General features: G+C 45.4%; 17 protein-coding genes. 10 read left to right on the top strand and 7 right to left on the bottom strand.

What is annotated here, in order from left to right; all coding sequences use genetic code 11:
• Nucleotides 1-92 precede the first annotated feature (92 nt).
• From BST85_RS12935 to BST85_RS12890, 10 genes are all read left to right on the top strand, one after another.
• Nucleotides 93-1,298 (top strand): cation:proton antiporter, encoded by a 1,206-nt coding sequence (locus tag BST85_RS12935; protein ID WP_104813641.1) that lies wholly within the window; start codon nucleotides 93-95, stop codon nucleotides 1,296-1,298.
• Between the two features lie 291 nt (nucleotides 1,299-1,589).
• A complete protein-coding gene (locus BST85_RS12930; RefSeq protein WP_104813640.1) occupies nucleotides 1,590-3,323 on the top strand; it encodes a ligand-binding sensor domain-containing protein in 1,734 nt (577 codons plus the stop codon).
• Nucleotides 3,324-3,438: 115 nt separating this feature from the next.
• Nucleotides 3,439-4,554, top strand: coding sequence for an HlyD family secretion protein (locus BST85_RS12925; RefSeq protein WP_104813639.1), 1,116 nt, complete (start codon nucleotides 3,439-3,441; stop codon nucleotides 4,552-4,554).
• Nucleotides 4,555-4,616: 62 nt separating this feature from the next.
• Nucleotides 4,617-5,579 (top strand): DUF2955 domain-containing protein, encoded by a 963-nt coding sequence (locus BST85_RS12920; RefSeq protein WP_104813638.1) that lies wholly within the window; start codon nucleotides 4,617-4,619, stop codon nucleotides 5,577-5,579.
• Nucleotides 5,572-6,957 (top strand): efflux transporter outer membrane subunit, encoded by a 1,386-nt coding sequence (locus BST85_RS12915; RefSeq protein ID WP_104813637.1) that lies wholly within the window; start codon nucleotides 5,572-5,574, stop codon nucleotides 6,955-6,957. The genes BST85_RS12920 and BST85_RS12915 overlap by 8 nt, the downstream gene beginning before the upstream one ends.
• 4 nt (nucleotides 6,958-6,961) lie before the next feature.
• Nucleotides 6,962-8,053 carry a serine hydrolase domain-containing protein gene (locus BST85_RS12910; RefSeq protein ID WP_219842124.1) on the top strand — a complete coding sequence of 364 codons (1,092 nt, stop codon included), beginning with the start codon at nucleotides 6,962-6,964 and terminating at the stop codon, nucleotides 8,051-8,053.
• Between the two features lie 48 nt (nucleotides 8,054-8,101).
• Nucleotides 8,102-8,977 (top strand): SDR family oxidoreductase, encoded by an 876-nt coding sequence (locus BST85_RS12905; RefSeq protein WP_104813635.1) that lies wholly within the window; start codon nucleotides 8,102-8,104, stop codon nucleotides 8,975-8,977.
• A 66-nt stretch (nucleotides 8,978-9,043) separates the two neighbouring features.
• Nucleotides 9,044-9,466, top strand: coding sequence for a winged helix-turn-helix transcriptional regulator (locus BST85_RS12900; RefSeq protein ID WP_104813634.1), 423 nt, complete (start codon nucleotides 9,044-9,046; stop codon nucleotides 9,464-9,466).
• Nucleotides 9,467-9,552: 86 nt separating this feature from the next.
• Entirely contained in the window at nucleotides 9,553-10,605 is a 1,053-nt protein-coding gene (locus BST85_RS12895) for an alpha/beta fold hydrolase (RefSeq protein WP_104813633.1), read from the top strand.
• Between the two features lie 24 nt (nucleotides 10,606-10,629).
• Nucleotides 10,630-11,139, top strand: coding sequence for a lactoylglutathione lyase family protein (locus BST85_RS12890; RefSeq protein WP_104813632.1), 510 nt, complete (start codon nucleotides 10,630-10,632; stop codon nucleotides 11,137-11,139).
• A gap of 114 nt (nucleotides 11,140-11,253) precedes the next feature.
• Here the strand turns inward: BST85_RS12890 and rpmA are convergent, their stop codons facing one another.
• The 7 genes from rpmA to BST85_RS12855 all read right to left on the bottom strand — a co-directional run bounded on the left by rpmA (nucleotide 11,254) and on the right by BST85_RS12855 (nucleotide 16,049).
• Nucleotides 11,254-11,517 carry a 50S ribosomal protein L27 gene (gene rpmA, locus BST85_RS12885; RefSeq protein WP_104813631.1) on the bottom strand — a complete coding sequence of 88 codons (264 nt, stop codon included), beginning with the start codon at nucleotides 11,515-11,517 and terminating at the stop codon, nucleotides 11,254-11,256.
• Nucleotides 11,518-11,535: 18 nt separating this feature from the next.
• Nucleotides 11,536-12,072: a 50S ribosomal protein L21 gene (gene rplU / locus BST85_RS12880; protein WP_104813630.1), complete on the bottom strand. Its 537-nt coding sequence runs from the start codon at nucleotides 12,070-12,072 to the stop codon at nucleotides 11,536-11,538.
• A gap of 110 nt (nucleotides 12,073-12,182) precedes the next feature.
• On the bottom strand, nucleotides 12,183-12,620 hold the full coding sequence (locus BST85_RS12875) for a DUF4199 domain-containing protein (protein ID WP_104813629.1): 438 nt from the start codon (nucleotides 12,618-12,620) through the stop codon (nucleotides 12,183-12,185).
• Nucleotides 12,621-12,693: 73 nt separating this feature from the next.
• Entirely contained in the window at nucleotides 12,694-13,596 is a 903-nt protein-coding gene (locus tag BST85_RS12870) for a DMT family transporter (RefSeq protein ID WP_104813628.1), read from the bottom strand.
• A 118-nt stretch (nucleotides 13,597-13,714) separates the two neighbouring features.
• On the bottom strand, nucleotides 13,715-14,272 hold the full coding sequence (gene gldD / locus BST85_RS12865; RefSeq protein WP_104813627.1) for a gliding motility lipoprotein GldD: 558 nt from the start codon (nucleotides 14,270-14,272) through the stop codon (nucleotides 13,715-13,717).
• On the bottom strand, nucleotides 14,259-15,572 hold the full coding sequence (locus tag BST85_RS12860) for a gliding motility-associated protein GldE (RefSeq protein WP_104813626.1): 1,314 nt from the start codon (nucleotides 15,570-15,572) through the stop codon (nucleotides 14,259-14,261). The genes gldD and BST85_RS12860 overlap by 14 nt, the downstream gene beginning before the upstream one ends.
• Nucleotides 15,573-15,593: 21 nt before the next feature.
• Nucleotides 15,594-16,049 carry a single-stranded DNA-binding protein gene (locus BST85_RS12855; RefSeq protein WP_104813625.1) on the bottom strand — a complete coding sequence of 152 codons (456 nt, stop codon included), beginning with the start codon at nucleotides 16,047-16,049 and terminating at the stop codon, nucleotides 15,594-15,596.
• Between the last annotated feature and the right edge of the window lie 2 nt (nucleotides 16,050-16,051).

Below are 16,051 nucleotides of genomic sequence, written 5' to 3'. Positions count from 1 at the left end.
TACCTCAATACCACGAAAAATACTACCTTGACGAGGTCAACTCTCCTTGGTCGACAGTTTGAAATTAATTTGTTCCATCTACAATCCGGCTCATGGAAACCATCGTCCTTATTGCTTTTATTTTCCTGTTACTATTCATTTATGGATTGTTTTCTCAAAGACTGAATAGCCTTTCTATTTCGGGACCAATGGTTTTTACGGTCTTGGGATTACTCTCTTCCAAACTGGAAGGCATTCAGGCATTGAACATTGACAATGAGTCCTTAACCCTGATCGGACAAATTGCCCTGATCGCTATACTATTTACCGACGCCAGCAATATTTCGCTTAAAGACTTTTTCAAGGTTTACAAAACGCCAATACGTCTACTATTTATTGGGCTACCACTTACCATGATTGTTGGGACATTGACCGCTAAATTGTTTTTCCCAGGATATGATTGGCTGTTATTGGCCGTACTGGCCTTTATCTTATCTCCTACCGATGCAGCCTTGGGTCAAGCAGTGGTACAAAGTGAAATGGTCCCAAAAAAGATCCGCGAGTCTATCAATGTAGAAAGCGGGTTGAATGACGGGCTTGTATTACCTCCTATTTTAATATGCCTGGCCATGTTACAGGAACCTGCAACTGACCTCAACTCCGCCAATTTGCTTCCTTACATTGCAAAACAGTTACTTCTAGCGCCTCTGGTCGGTAGTATTACAGGCTGGGGAGGTAGTAAATTAATCAACTGGTCTGTGCGAAAACGACTATCCGATCATTTATTCCAGGGTATTTCTATCGTAGCCTTGGCTATAGTTTCTTATGTGCTGGCCGAACATCTTGGCGGAAATGGTTACATCTCGGCCTTTGTAAGCGGACTGTTCTTTAATGCCGACTCAAAAAAGGTGTTTGAGACCGGGCAAGAATTTGGCGAATACCTGAGCCAGCCATTGGTACTGTTTGTTTTCTTCGTTCTGGGCGCAATCATGCTCCCGCACTATTGGGATTATTTTACCCTGGAAGTTGTCATCTACGCCTTACTGAGTCTGACGGTACTCAGGATGATCCCGGTAATTATATGCCTTAATCGGGACAAGATCACCTTTAAGGAAAAGGTATTCATTGCCTGGTTTGGCCCAAGGGGTATTGCCTCCATTCTTTATTTTCTACTCGCATTCAATATGCTCCCTACCGATCCCGGCAACGAAACCATATTCGCCACTATAATCCTCACCGTAACCCTAAGCATCTTCATGCACGGAATAACAGCAGTTCCCTACTCCAACTGGCTCGGAAAGCAAACCAAGGCCAAATGATGGAAGCAAATTACTAGAGGAGGTACTCTTTCAACGTTGCCAAGCAACGCTTAGTGATATATTCTCTGTAATCATTATCACCTACACCCAACAAGAGGAAGAAGAATAAGCTCACTGTTGTCTCTGTAAAGAATTTGGACAAGGCAAACTCGTTTTTAAGGATTAGATCAGGGTATTTCAAGTATTATCTACCATATACGAATACAGGAATAATGGTCGTTCTTTAAACATAACCACTTGTATTTATTAACTTTATGACTTCGTAGAGAAGCAACCTTAAACCGTCAAGCCATGCATTTACAGAAGAAAAGATTGATCCGCTGGGCCGTATTTATAGTCGGGGTATTGATGATCCCATTAATTGCCATGCAATTTACCTCGGAGATTAACTGGGATGTGATGGACTTCGTTATCATGGGTGCCGTCTTGTCCGTTATAGGCCTAGCGTATGAGTTGATCGCTCAGCGAGCTAATCGGACGGTATATCGTATTGCTTTCGGTATTGGATTGCTCGGTGCCTTTCTGCTTTTCTGGGTTAACGGAGCAGTAGGCATAATTGGAAACGAAGCTCAGGATGCCAATTTACTTTACGCAACGGTATTCGCTGTTGGCTTGATCGGTGCACTGGTCTCTAGATTCCGTCCTAAAGGGATGTCCGTCACCTTATACACTGCGGCAATTGTGACATTGCTGGTGCCTACTGTTGCCATTTTTGTTTGGCCCCCTTCGGCCATTTCATGGTCTCCCGGTGTGGTCGAAGTATTCCTGATCAGCGCCTTTTTTGCAGGTGTTTTTGGTGTCTCCGGCATGTTGTTTGACCAGGCGGCAAGAGGAAAGGAGCTGACCATTTGGTCCAATCCATATCTTAATCTTGGATCATTGAACACCTTATTCCGAAGATCTTTCATACTGCTGTTCAATAAGACAGAGGCAATTGCACCTCGCGTCCTAATTATTTTATTAGTAAGTTCTACTCTTTTCTCTTGCAATGGACAAAGCAAGACCGTTAAGGATGTTGAGGTAACAGATACCCTGGTCCGTAGAAGCCATTTGCCAACCACCCCTTTTGACAAACCAGGTGGAATGGCCATGCTTCAACCCTACAATTTGGAAAGTATGATCCGTGAATTTATTAGGACTATGTACCAAGATCGAAGTGGAATCTTTTGGTTTGGTACAAATAGCGATGGCGTGATACGTCATGATGGTGATACTCTATACAAATTCACAGCCGCCGATGGATACAAAGGTAGCAGTGTCAGGGCAATAGCAGAGGATGACGCAGGTAACATTTGGTTTGGAACCTCCGGTGGATTGAACAAGTGGGACGGAGAAAAATTCACCAATTACTCCACCGAGGCCGGTCTGGACAACGAGGAGATCTGGAGTGTGATGATAGATAGCAAAGGAAGGATCTGGGTGGGATCCGTAGATGGCCTAAGCCACTTTGATGGAGAACGCTTCAGGCCATTTGAATACCCAAAGCCCGAAGTTAAGAACGCCCGTCCAATGCTTTCATCAGACCGAGTGGGACCAATTATGGAAGATCTGGATGGGAAGATCTGGATCACTACAGACGGACAGGGAATCACCATATGGGACGGTGCAAATTTTGATTTTTTGACCACCGCTAATGGATTGCCAGATAATAGTGTCTCCTCTCTATTTATTGATAGCAGGGGCTTGTTATGGATAGGTACAATGTTCGGTGGGATTTCGTCCTTTGACGGACAAAACTTCACCAATTATATGCAAAACGGGACCATAGAGGGCCCTGAAACGGGAGGCCTGTTGGAGGATAAACAAGGAAATATATGGTTCTCTGCAGAACACTTTGGTGTCTACAAATACGATGGATCTGAATTCACTAACTATACCGCCAAAGATGGTTTGGCCACCAACGGGGTGCTCAGTTTGATGTTAGATGATAAAGGAAGTATCTGGTTTGGGCACTGGCCGGGCATTAGTGGTTTTGACGGAGAAAGATTCTTCGACATCTCTGAAAAAAAGCCATGGGAGGAGTAAGTTCTGCTGTTGAATTTCTCTTCTATTTTCTCTGCGAACATACGGACGATAAATCCTATCTTTACTAGACCGCTGTTTCCCATATAGTTGTGGAAGCTAATCCTTATCTCAACTAATGAGCACCGAACAAGAGACTCTCAAGAACCCAGAAACCAACAATTCCAATTCTAAGAATCCCGTCAGAAAACTGACGCATATACTCCTGATACTGATCGGAGTATTCATGTTGTGGTATGTGCTGTCAGATCGGTACACTCCTTATACCGATCAGGGAATCATCAGAGGAGTATCTATCCCTATCCATCCGAGGGTATCGGGCTACATTACCAAGATCCATGTGGGCCTGCACAGCCAGGTTAAACAGGGAGATACCCTATTCGAATTGGACGTAAGACCTTTTGTGCTGGCCGTTCAATCTGCGGAGGCCCAACTGGATAATACCCTGCAACAGGTTGGAGCTCAAACTGCAACTGTAAAGGCAGCAACCGGACAGCTTGGGGTTGCCAGGGCTCAATTGGACCGAGCCCAGCGAAATTACTATCGGGTTCAGCAGGTTTTGGAGGAAAATCCCGGAGCCTTATCACTGGCGGACAAGGACAAGGCAGAAACCAGCTTGGCATCCGCAGTAGAAAAAGTGACAGCAGCCGAGGCAAACCTGGAAAAGGCCCAGCAGCAGTTAGGAATATCTGGAGAAGAAAATGCCCAATACCGGGCCGCCCAGGTAGCGCTGGAAAAAGCACAACTGGACCTCCAATTCACCACTGTTTTAGCCCCTGCCGATGGGGCCATCGAAAGCTTTAATGTAGACCTGGGTTACTACAGTCAGGCCGGACAGGCCTTGGCTATGTTTGTCTCCAATGCCGATTTCTGGATAGAGGCCGGGTTGAAGGAGAACAATTTATCCAGGATGGAAATTGGCCAGGAAGTGGAATATAATCTGGATATTGCCCCAGGTAAGGTGTTCAAAGGAACCGTCCGAAGTATTGGATTTGGAGTACAATCCGGGGAGGTGAACCGAAATCAGTTACCGGCCCCATCAGAGAAGAAAGGGTGGCTCAGGGACCCTCAACGATTCCCGGTTATCATCGCCTTCCAACCTGGCGATCTGAGCAATCAGATCAGGCTTGGCGGTCAAGCAGATGTTACGGTTTACACAGGTGGAAATTTTATTCTGGACGCCGTAGCTCGATTCCGGATTCGTGCCAGCGCTTTCCTATCCTATTTGAGATGATCTATGGTAGCACAATCGTTGGATACTTCACATAACCAGATCAAAAGATATGTTTTTGGGCCATGCTCACCCTTGCCCTGGCTGTGACAACCGGGGGACCATTATCCTATGTCCTACCTGTTCTAAGCCTGCCGTTATTGACAGCTCCTGGCACAGGGCCCGGGATCAAACAAGGATTGTCCTTTATGCTAGTGATCGCACTTTCGGTTATGGTCGCCAATTTAGTGGTCATATTTTTCCTGGATTATCCGGTAGCCCTATTTCTGGTGCTGGCGTTATTACTTTTTTACATTTTTTACAGCATACATCCCATGATGTCCGGTATGGTGAAAACCTGGCTCCTAATGGCAATTATGCTGATCCCGACCATAGCGATCCGATCTGACGCCCTGGCCCAGGCAATTAGTGGCAGCCTGATCTTGATATCCATAGAAGCTATGCTCTGTGTTTGGATAGCCTTCTATCTATTCCCATCAACACCACCCTTGCAAGGAGAAAAGAAACAGGGCGGTCAGGCTGGTGGGACAAATCGCTATAAGGATGCGCTCTTCAGGACCTGGGTAGTTCTTCCTGTTTTACTTTTATTCTTTATGTTCGAGATAACGGCCTCTTTACTCGTGCTGGTCTTTATAGCCTTATTGGCGATGCAGGCGGGAATAGGAACTGGGTTCAAGGCTGGGAAAGCCTTAATACTAGGAAATCTCGCAGGTGGTTTACTGGCCATTTCAACCTTCGAGATTCTAACTGTGGTACCCAATCTGTTATTCTTCCTGATGCTATCCACTGGAATTTGCCTCGTCATTGCTACAAAGCTTTTCAGCAGTTCTCCATATGCACCTTTATTTGGCATGGCCTTCTCTACTTATTTATTGATCATAGGGTCTACGACTGCCTCTGGTGAGGCCGATGCCGGTTCCAAAGTATGGACCCGAGTCATCCAGATCATGATGGCTGTGATCTACATTGCCATTGCCTTTGGTTTTTTAGGTAACTGGAACAAACACAAATCTGCCGAACATGCATAGAGGTAAAAATATACTTGTGCTCTTTTCTTTCATCCTGCTCACAGGCTGCCGATTGGGCCAGGAATATCAGCGTGAGGAAAACATAAGTCCACCAGTGGCTTATAATTATACCGCTATGCAATCAGAGAATATCGCAGATATACCTTGGTGGGAGCTATACCAGGATGGCGTGTTGACCTATCTCATTGAAGAGGCCCTGTGCAACAACCTCAACCTTTATGCAGCCGCGGCTCGTGTTAAGCAAGCCGAAGCAAACTTGGGAGTGGTTAGATCCAATCTGAATCCTCGTGTCAACTATGGTGCGGAAGGTAGCTATACCTTTTCTACAATCCAGAACCAGGAAAACGTATCTGCGTTCGTCCCTATATCTTATCAAGTTGATCTTTGGGGGAGATTTCGGAATCTGAACGATGCAGCCTTTCAGTCCTACTTGGCTTCTGAAGAGGCTTATCGCAATGTCACTATCACCTTGATAAGTAGTGTTGCCAATGCTTATTTCTTATTACGAGACCTGGACAATAGGTTGGTTATATCTCAGAACACCGCCGAATCGTGGAAGGATAACCTGGATATTATTACCGCAAGAAACCGGGCAGGACTGATCTCTGAGGTTGATGTGAATCAGGCAATTATACAATTGGAAGAGGCTAGAACACTGATTCAGACATTTAGAAGACTACGCCAGCAAACGGAGAATAGTATTAGTATACTGTTAGGGTCGCCCCCATTTGACATCCCAAGGGGGGAGTTGCTACAAGACCAGATATTACCCCCTTCTCCACCAGCAGGATTACCCTCAGAGCTGCTGGACAGACGTCCCGATATTCTGGTGGCGGAGCGTAGTTTGCAGGCCCAATACTACATCAATGGCGCCACCGAAGCCCTGCAATATCCAAGTCTGACTTTAACGGCGGACCTGGGAGCCAGTTTCCTGGATCCAAGTTCGGCATTCGCCAGTTTAGGAGCTCAACTATTTGGGCCCTTGTTTAATTCTGGCGAGAATAAAAAGCGATACGAGATCGAATTGGCCCGAAGCGAAGAGCTTTTAGCCAACTATAAGAATAGCTATCTAAATGCCATTCGAGAGGTTGAAGACGCCCTGATAGCTGTAGAAACCTACGAATTGGAATTGGAATCCCGAAGAACTCAAATGGAATCCGCTAATAGGGCCCTCGAGCTGTCCTGGGTACGTTATGAAAATGGTGTCACCAGTTACCTGGAGATCCTGGACCTACAGCGCTCTTCCTTTAACTCCATGCTCAGTGCATCGGAAGCCATGCAACTTAAACTGAGTAGCACAGTCAATCTATACCTAGCCCTGGGCGGAGGTTGGGATCTATCTAGTGATGAGATCAATCGGAATGTCAATTCTGAATAATCTTATGAGGAATTTAATTCTACCCCTTTTCTTGCTGCTTTCGCATTGGGCTTCAGCCCAAAACAGCTATTCATATTCTCCACCTGTTCGTACATCTGATGGCTGGGAAACGGCCGATATGCGGCTAAACCATATGGACACAACCAGGGTCTATCAGCTCGTCAATCAATTGTCTGCGGCCGATCACCCGCTCAACAGCATGCTCATCGTACATAAAGGAAAACTGATACTCGAAGAGTATTTCCCCTCTGATCAACGTAGTACCCCACATGATCTGCGGTCTGTAACTAAAAGTATTCGTTCCTTACTGGTAGGTATTGCCCTTGATCAAGGCCTTATCGACGACATAAATGACCCTCTCTCCAAGTACTTAAAAGAACCTCTACCTCAAAAGAATCTAGACCCCAGAAAGAATGAGATCACCCTGGCCCATCTATTGACCATGTCCAGCGGTTTGGACTGTAACGACTGGGATCAAAAATCCTTGGGACAAGAAGATCGGGTGTACAAGAAGAAAGACTGGCTGCAGTATACTGTGGATTTACCGCTGATCCACGAGCCTGGAACCCAATCGTTCTATTGTTCAATGGGGTCAATACTAATTGCTAAAGTCATTGAGGAAGTAAGTGGATTAACCATAGATAAATTTGCTGACACCCACCTTTTTGGCCCGATGGGGATTTCCAATTACCAATGGGGACACACCAAAAAAAAGGAAGTGATCTCTGCAGGCTGGCGAATATATATGACCCCAAGAGACATGGCTAAATTGGGGCAGCTTGTCTTAGATAAAGGAAAATGGGGATCTCAGCAGATCGTTTCCGAAGCATGGATCAAATTATCAACCAGTAGTCATACCAGAATCGATCAGATGGATTATGGATATTATTGGTGGCTTATCCCATTTAAAACAGAAACAGCCGCCTATCGATCCGTAACGGCAACCGGTAATGGCGGGCAATATATAATGATCTTTCCAGAGTTAGACCTTCTGGCAGTCTTCACAGGTAAGGCCTATAATTCTGCCAAAGGACAATTGGCCTTCCCAATAGTTAGGGATGTAATTTTACCCAGCTTGAAACCGGCTAAGGATTAAATATTTGCGCATTTTTAATTAGAAACGATAATCGAAAAAAATAGCACTATGAAACAGAAAGTATTGATCACCGGATCCAGTGGAGGATTCGGAGCCCTGGCAGTGGAAGAACTACTAAAAAGAGGCCACCAGGTGGTTGCTACCATGCGAAATGTCGCAGACCGAAACAAGGAGTCAGCTTCTCGATTGGAAGCCCTGGGAGCTCATGTGGTCGAAATGGACGTGACGGACGATGAGAATGTCAACTCTGCTGTAAATAAGGCTGTAGAATTGATGGGAGGATTGGATGTGATAGTTAATAATGCGGGCGTTGGTGTCTTAGGGATACAGGAGAGTTTTACCATTGAGAATTTTCAGCGACTTTTCGATATCAATGTATTTGGAGTTCAACGAGTCAACCGGGCTGCCTTGCCTCATTTGAGGAAACAAGGTTCAGGTCTACTATTACATGTTTCCAGCATCCTGGGAAGAATGGCGCTTCCTTTCTACGGACCGTACAATGCCAGTAAATGGGCTTTGGAAGCCTTGGCTGAGAATTATCGGATCGAACTCTCCGGTTTCGGAGTGGATTCCTGTTTGGTAGAACCGGGTGGTTATGCCACCTCCTTTATGAATAACCTGATCTTCCCAGGCGATAAGTCCAGGGATGCGGGTTATGGAGAAATGGTCAACGCACCTCAAATGTTGTTTGAGAACTTTGAAGGTGCTCTGGCACAAAATCCGGCCCAGGATCCGAATAACGTAGCCTTAGCCATTGCCGATGTGATCGAAACAACACCGGGTCAACGACCCATGAGAACTGTGGTGGACAAGATGGGCATGGGCGATCATATCACGCCCTATAACCAACAACTAGAACAAATTCACCGAGGTGTTTTTGAAGCTTTTGGTATGGGTGATATGCTCGATCTGAAAGTGAATTAAGCTTTAGTATCTCGATTTCTTAAAAAAAGCACTTGCATTTTACAAGTACTTTTTTTATTTTACAATATGAGTAAGCCTTCTCGACGATCTAACTGCCCCCTTCACTTATCCCTAAACATCGTTGGAGACAGGTGGACACTACTTATTCTGCGGGACTTTATATTCGAGGACGCAAGAAATTTCCGGGAATTCATCCGCAAGGAAGGCATTGCCACCAATATTCTTTCAGATCGATTAAATCGGCTAATAGAGAACGACATCATTCAGAAAGAGGAAGACCCGACCAATGCATCGGCAATTAGATACTCTTTGACCAAAAAAGGCTTAGAATTGGTTCCCGCTTTAATTGAGCTGTATACGTGGGGTTCAAAACATACCGCAGACAATGACACCGATAAACAGCTTCGTTTGAGGCTTGAACAAGACAGGCAGGTTCTGACAGATGACATTATGAATCGCTTGACAATAACCCACCAAATAGGACGATAAAGTTTTGTATCTTATTTGGGATTAGCACTTAAAGGAGACCAACGGGCTATTTAATCCGGTTTCTCTTTTAACCATCGTTCCGAAATATGAGAAGAAATCTTTGGATCCTGCTGGTTAGTTGCAGCCTGATGTCCGCTTGCGCGGTCAAGCTACCATCTGCACCACCGGCTAGCAACACCCTTGGGTTAACCACCGAGTCCGAACTTGTAACTGCAGAACGACAGATGGAAATAGAAGAGCTCTACGAAACGGGTGAGGAAGGAACTTTTTCCGGGGCTGATGATATTTCAATTTACTACAAGGTCTTCAGGCAAAGTACAAAAGACAGCCCTGCCATCCTGATATCCGCTGGCCGAACCGAGGCAGCCATCAAATACAAGGAATTGATCTTTGACCTCTATCGTTTAGGCTATTCCGTCTATATTCATGACCACAGGGGACAAGGGCTATCCGGACGCATGCTGGATGATCCTGACATGGGATATGTAGCCGATTTTCAGGATTATATTGAAGATATGCGTCAGTTTTACCAGGCAGAAATCCAACCTTCCAGGCACAGCGCTGTTTTCCTGATCGCACACTCCATGGGCGGGGCCATTGGCATGACCTATCTGCAGCAGTTTCCCTCGGATTTTCAGGCGGCAGCCTTCTCGTCTCCTATGCTTGGATTGCCAACCGGCGCTTGTGGTGGCACTAACCTTTTGATAGGCAAAGAGCCAAAATACGCCTTGGGACAAGGCCCATATCAGGAACCACAGACAGCTTTTAAAAAGAATAAGCTTACCGGATCAGAAATTAGATACAATCGAATGGTAGAGGCCTTTACTATCGAACCCAAGGCCAGGTTAGGAGGCACTTCCTATCACTGGGTAAAGGAATCTTGCGAGCAATTTGACTATATGAATGATAACATCGGCAAGATCGAAACACCCTTCCTCATATTTTCAGCTGCTAACGAGCAGATCGTTCGTGAAAAAGCTCATCAGGAATTCATTGAAGAGGCTAGGGAGTTAGACAAGATCTGCTACGGTTACCGAATCGCAAACGCCCAACATGAACTGCTTATCGAAAAAGATCCTCAACGCATACAAGTGATCAATCAAATGCATTGGTTCTTTAAATTATATCAGAAAAATTAAATAGTCAGATCTAATAAATCCGCTATGAAAAAATCAAATTACCCAAGGTCGTTCTCTCATATAGGGATTACAGTGCCAGACATACATAAGGCCGTGGCCTTTTATCAAGAAGTAATGGGGTGGTACATGATCATGCCGCCATCTACGGTTGTCAAGGAAAGAGAAACAGCGATTGGCCAGATGTGCATTGATGTCTTTGGAGAAGATTGGGAAAATTTTGAAATAGCCCATATGGCTACTTCCGACGGGGTGGGAATCGAACTATTTTCTTTCCCTTCAACAGAAGATATCAAACCAGATTTCAATCCTTTCCGTACAGGACTTTTTCACTTCTGTGTTCAGGATCCCGACATCGAAGGCCTTACCAATAAGATCGTGGAATATGGCGGCAAACAACGCATGCCGATACGTACTTACTATCCGGGCGAGAAACCCTACCGAATGGTCTATGTAGAGGATCCCTTCGGAGTGGTCTTCGAGATCTATTCGCATAGCTACGAATTGACCTATTCCTCAGGAGCCTATCAACGATAGTGCTAGTTATCAACCTATTAACCCTTTGACTGGAACGAATGTTTACTCTCAGATGAGGACAAAAAAATCCCCCCGGAAAACCGGAGGGATCATTTCGTTCTGTTCTTCGAGAAACTAAGCCTGTGCGCTTGGCACTATGGAAACATAAGACTTTCCGTTGCGCTTCTTCTCGAATTTTACCGTACCGTCCACCTTGGCGTGCAGGGTGTGGTCCTTACCGGCATATACGTTCTCTCCGGGATTGTGTTTAGTCCCGCGTTGTCTGACGATGATGTTTCCAGCGATGGCCGCTTGTCCTCCGAAGATCTTAACACCTAAGCGTTTCGATTCCGACTCCCGACCGTTCTTGGAACTACCTACTCCTTTTTTATGAGCCATTTTGTATCGGTTTTATGATTACTTGCTAAGGGCTTCGATCAGGTCTGCTTTCTTCATGGAAGAAATTCCTGTGATTCCTTTAGCTTTTGCTAGTTCTTTTAATTGAGCTACTGTCATTTTAGACAGGTCCTGACTGGCATCTGCCTTTGGTGCTTCCGTAGCCGCTTTGGCTGGTTGCTCCTTTTTTGGCTCAGCTTTGGCTGCTGGCTTCTCTGCCTTGGCTGCTTTGGCTGGCTTAGCTCCACTGGCTACGATGTTCTCGATAACCAATTGAGACAAAGACTGACGATGTCCGTTCTTTACTCTGTAACCTTTTCTTCGTTTCTTCTTGAAAACGATCACTTTGTCACCTTTTAGGTGCTTCACGACTTTTGCTCCAACTTGAGCGCCGCTTATAGCCGGGGCGCCAATAGTAACTTTGTCACCGTCACCGATCAGAAGGACATTGTCGAAAGACACTTTCTTCCCTTCCTCAACAGGCAAACGGTTAACAAAGACCTTTTGGTCTTTTGCAACTTTGAATTGCTGCCCTGCTATCTCTACAATTGCATACATAGCGTACTGATTAACTTTTTATTTATTTGAGACAGCTGAACTGCCCCGCTTTTGCGGGTGCAAATATAAGGCTATTTTACGATAAGGCAATAGGTTGGACCAAGAAAGGACTAAGCCCTCTGATTCCAGGACTCCTTTAGCAATTGCATAAATGCCAATGTGAGTACAAATGTGGTGGAAAGCCCCATGATGAATAAGGACAAGATCACAATCAAAGCTCCCTTATTAAAATTCAAGCCCCAAGAGTCCAAGATAGCCTTTGCAAATTCAGTGTCGATCTGATGGATATAGATGGCCATGAACGCAGTAAATATCGCCGTAGCCAGAGCTCCAACAAATAGTCCTACCTGGAATCCGTCCTGGTACTTAAAGCTGTCTGAAGAAGCCTTATAATCCTTCAAGGCAAAAAAGATGCCTGCGCCGAAAATCAAACCATTAAACGCACTTAAAATAGGGTACTGATGAAGACCCACTAATTTGGTCAGCAGGAAGAATGCTATCAACGCACCGGCAATTCCCAAACCGTATTTCATATAATACTTCTTCATGACTCAAGGGTTATGATTCCCATCAATTTCGGAAAAAAAACGGTAACCCCCTGAATTACATAAGAATATTCGTTCAGGATTTCTTTTTATTGGACAAATACACCCCGATGAGAATTATCGCAGCTGCGACGATCTGGATAAACCCAAATCGTTCGCCATCCAATATTCCCCAACCAACCGCAACAATCGGCATGGTGTAGGTTACGGAAGACGCAAAGACAGGACTCGCTATCTGCACCATCTTATTAAAGAGCACCTTTGCCACAGCAGTACCCACCAAGGAGAGTAGCACTACGTACATGGCAGATCGTTGCATTTCCTGGCTTTCCATTATGGTTTGAAAAAAACCCGTCCAATAAAGTACTGCCAATCCTGGGAGAAAAATAAAGAGGAAATTACCGGTAGTCACGGCTAGTGCAGAAATTGAACTCAGGTACTTCTTAATGATATTGACATTGAGTGCATAGCCAATGGTCGCCATGATAATTAATCCGCTATACCAAAAATTGGTATTACCGGAAAATGCCGCGTCCAGGCCTCCCTTTTCAGCCATAAGCCCGCCCAAGATCAGCATGATCGTTCCGATCAGGCCGATGATGACTCCCCAAACCTGCCTTATGGTTACACCGATCCCAAAGAGTAGTGCTCCAAAGATTATGGTGTTCAAAGGGACTATGGAGTTGAGTATGGAGGAAATCCCACTTCCGATCTGGGTTTGTGCAGTTGCGAACAGAAAAGGAGGGAAAAACGAACTGACAAAGCCGGAGATGGCCACCCATTTCCAGTGTTTTCTCTTGATCTCACGTATACTGCGGAAACCTATACTAAAGAGAAAGAGTGAGGTCAAAACGATCCGAAGAGAACCGACCTGGTAATCGGTCAGCCCCACTAGGCTCTTCTTGATCAGGATGAAAGAACTTCCCCAGATCAGGGAGAGAATTGCCAGGTAAACCCATTTGGCCTTAGAACCACTCATACCACTAAGCTAGGGTCCAAAAGTCGTGAAATCGGCCCTTAAATCAGTGACTGGAGCATAGATTTTAGAAATGGGGAAATAGAAGAATCAATAACAGCTTTCGGTTACAGAATAGGGGCTATTCCCACCGTATGGTTTCCATGATCTTACGTATATCCTCCCGAAGGTATACCACTGCCGGATAGATAGAATCGAAGTTTGGTTTGGCATCAAAATAGAGTGAGCCGGTTAAAAAATGGTTTAGGCTATCTGTCACATAGAACTGTGATTGAGTGGCGGCATCACCATTGATCATATAGTACATTCCATAGACCTTAGCCTCGGGATCCACACGGGGTTGTTCCAGGATCTCGTTAGCCTTGATTGTATGGTCATAGGTCAGTTTCTGGGCGTCCGACAACAGACCTTCCAGCTTGTTGTCCTCAATTGGGATATAGGTCAGGTAGACCGTGGCTCTCATAGCCGGATAGATCACGTTTATATTACAATTATCGTCCAGACTCAGTGAGGCGGCCTCATTTTTATCAAAGGTATACGGACAATCGCTTTGTGTCTCCCGATAAACCGGCTCCGGATAATCCAGTCGCAATTGGGCCGCCGGTTTCACAAGAACCTCATCACCGCAGGACGCAAAAAATAGTATGGCCAAAACGACCAAAGGACTAACCCTGTTCATCGATACTCAGTTTGATCTGTTGGATTCGCCTGTTTTCGAAGGCTTCAATGGTAAACGAATAATGATGGAATTTTATTACCTCTCCTTTCCTGGGGAACCCCTGAGAGATCTCCAGCACAAAACCCGCTAGGGTTTCGGAATCTCCTCTTACATTTTCAAAAAGTTCGGTATCGTCCATGCGGATAACCCGATACACATCCTTCAAGGCCGTTTTACCTTCGAAGACATAGGTATGATCATCGATCTTGGTAAAGACCAGGTCGTCATCGTCAAACTCGTCAGAGATCTCCCCAACGATCTCCTCGATTATATCCTCCAAAGAAATCAAGCCACTTGTGCCTCCGTATTCATCTACCACGATCGCCAGGTGCATCTTCATCTCCTTGAACTCGTTCAGCAGATCATCCAGCTTCTTGTTCTCCGGGACAAAATAGGGTTCCCGCATGAGATCGGTCCATTTTAAACTGTCCTTATCCAAATGAGGCATCAGATCCTTGATGTAAAGAATGCCAACTATCGTATCCATGCTTTCACGATACACAGGAATACGCGAATAACCGTTCTGAATAAGTTCTGGGAGGATCTCCTTAAAACTGGATTCCTCGTTCAGGGCAAAAATATCCATACGGGGCTGCATCACATTCTTAACATCTGTATTCCCAAAAGAGACAATCCCCTGCAGGATCTTTTGTTCTTCCCTGGTGGTGTCATCGTCAGAGGTCAATTCCAAGGCCTGGGACAACTGATCGACTGATATACCTATGCTCCTGTTGGCAAATCGTTTCTCGATAAATATGGTAGTTGCCTTCATCGGGCCTGTGATCGGACTAAAAAGCCGCTCGAGGAATCTGAGCGGGATCGCCATTCTGGTGCTAAAAGAAACCTTGTTCCTGCTAGCATAGATCTTAGGCAAGATTTCCCCAAACATCAAGATCAAGAAAGTGGCAACAACCACCTCCAGGAAGAATCGGAACTTGGGATTGGATATCCCGTCAAAGAACACATCACCTAATGATGCAAAAAGCAGTACTATCGCAATATTGATCAAATTATTAGCCACCAATATGGTTGCCAATAATTTCTTGGGGTCGGCCAATAAGCGGCGGACCAAGTCCATCTTACGATTGTCCTCTTCATCGCCTTCCTGACTAAAATCACTGGCTGACAGAGAGAAAAATGCAACCTCAGCCCCAGATATCAGGGCCGAGCAGAAGAGCAGACAGATCAAAACGACCATACTGCCTATGTCGGTAGGAGTAAGTACAGCCTGTAGTAATAAATCCGGAGGTTCGCTATCCAAAATTCAACACTAAGTTCAACATCAGAATGGGAGATCGTCGTCTTCCACAGCTGGCTGAGCGGCTGCAGATGAGGCAGGCTGAGTTTGCGCTGGCCGATTGACCGCCTGGGAATGCCCAACACCAGTTTCCATTCCTTCTCCTTTCGGAGTGAGGAAGGTGAAATCCGTACACTGGATCTCGGTACTGTATCGTTCGTTGCCTTGATCGTCCTGCCACTTGCGAGTCTTAATTCGTCCTTCGATATAGACCTTATCACCTTTGTGCAGGTATTTCTCGCAGATCTCTGCCGCTTTGTTGCGGACTACAACATTATGCCACTCTGTATTGGTGACCCGTTCGCCTGTTGTGCGATTGGTATAGGTCTCATTTGTTGCCAACGGAAAACGTCCAACACTTCCACCACCTTCGAAATAATGCATTTTTACTTCATCTCCGGTATGCCCAATCAGCATTACTTTATTCAATGTTCCGTTCATTT

Origin of the sequence: Aureitalea marina (assembly GCF_002943755.1) — a bacterium.
Lineage (GTDB): Bacteria > Bacteroidota > Bacteroidia > Flavobacteriales > Flavobacteriaceae > Aureitalea > Aureitalea marina.
This window is presented reverse-complemented; position numbering and strand designations above follow the sequence as displayed.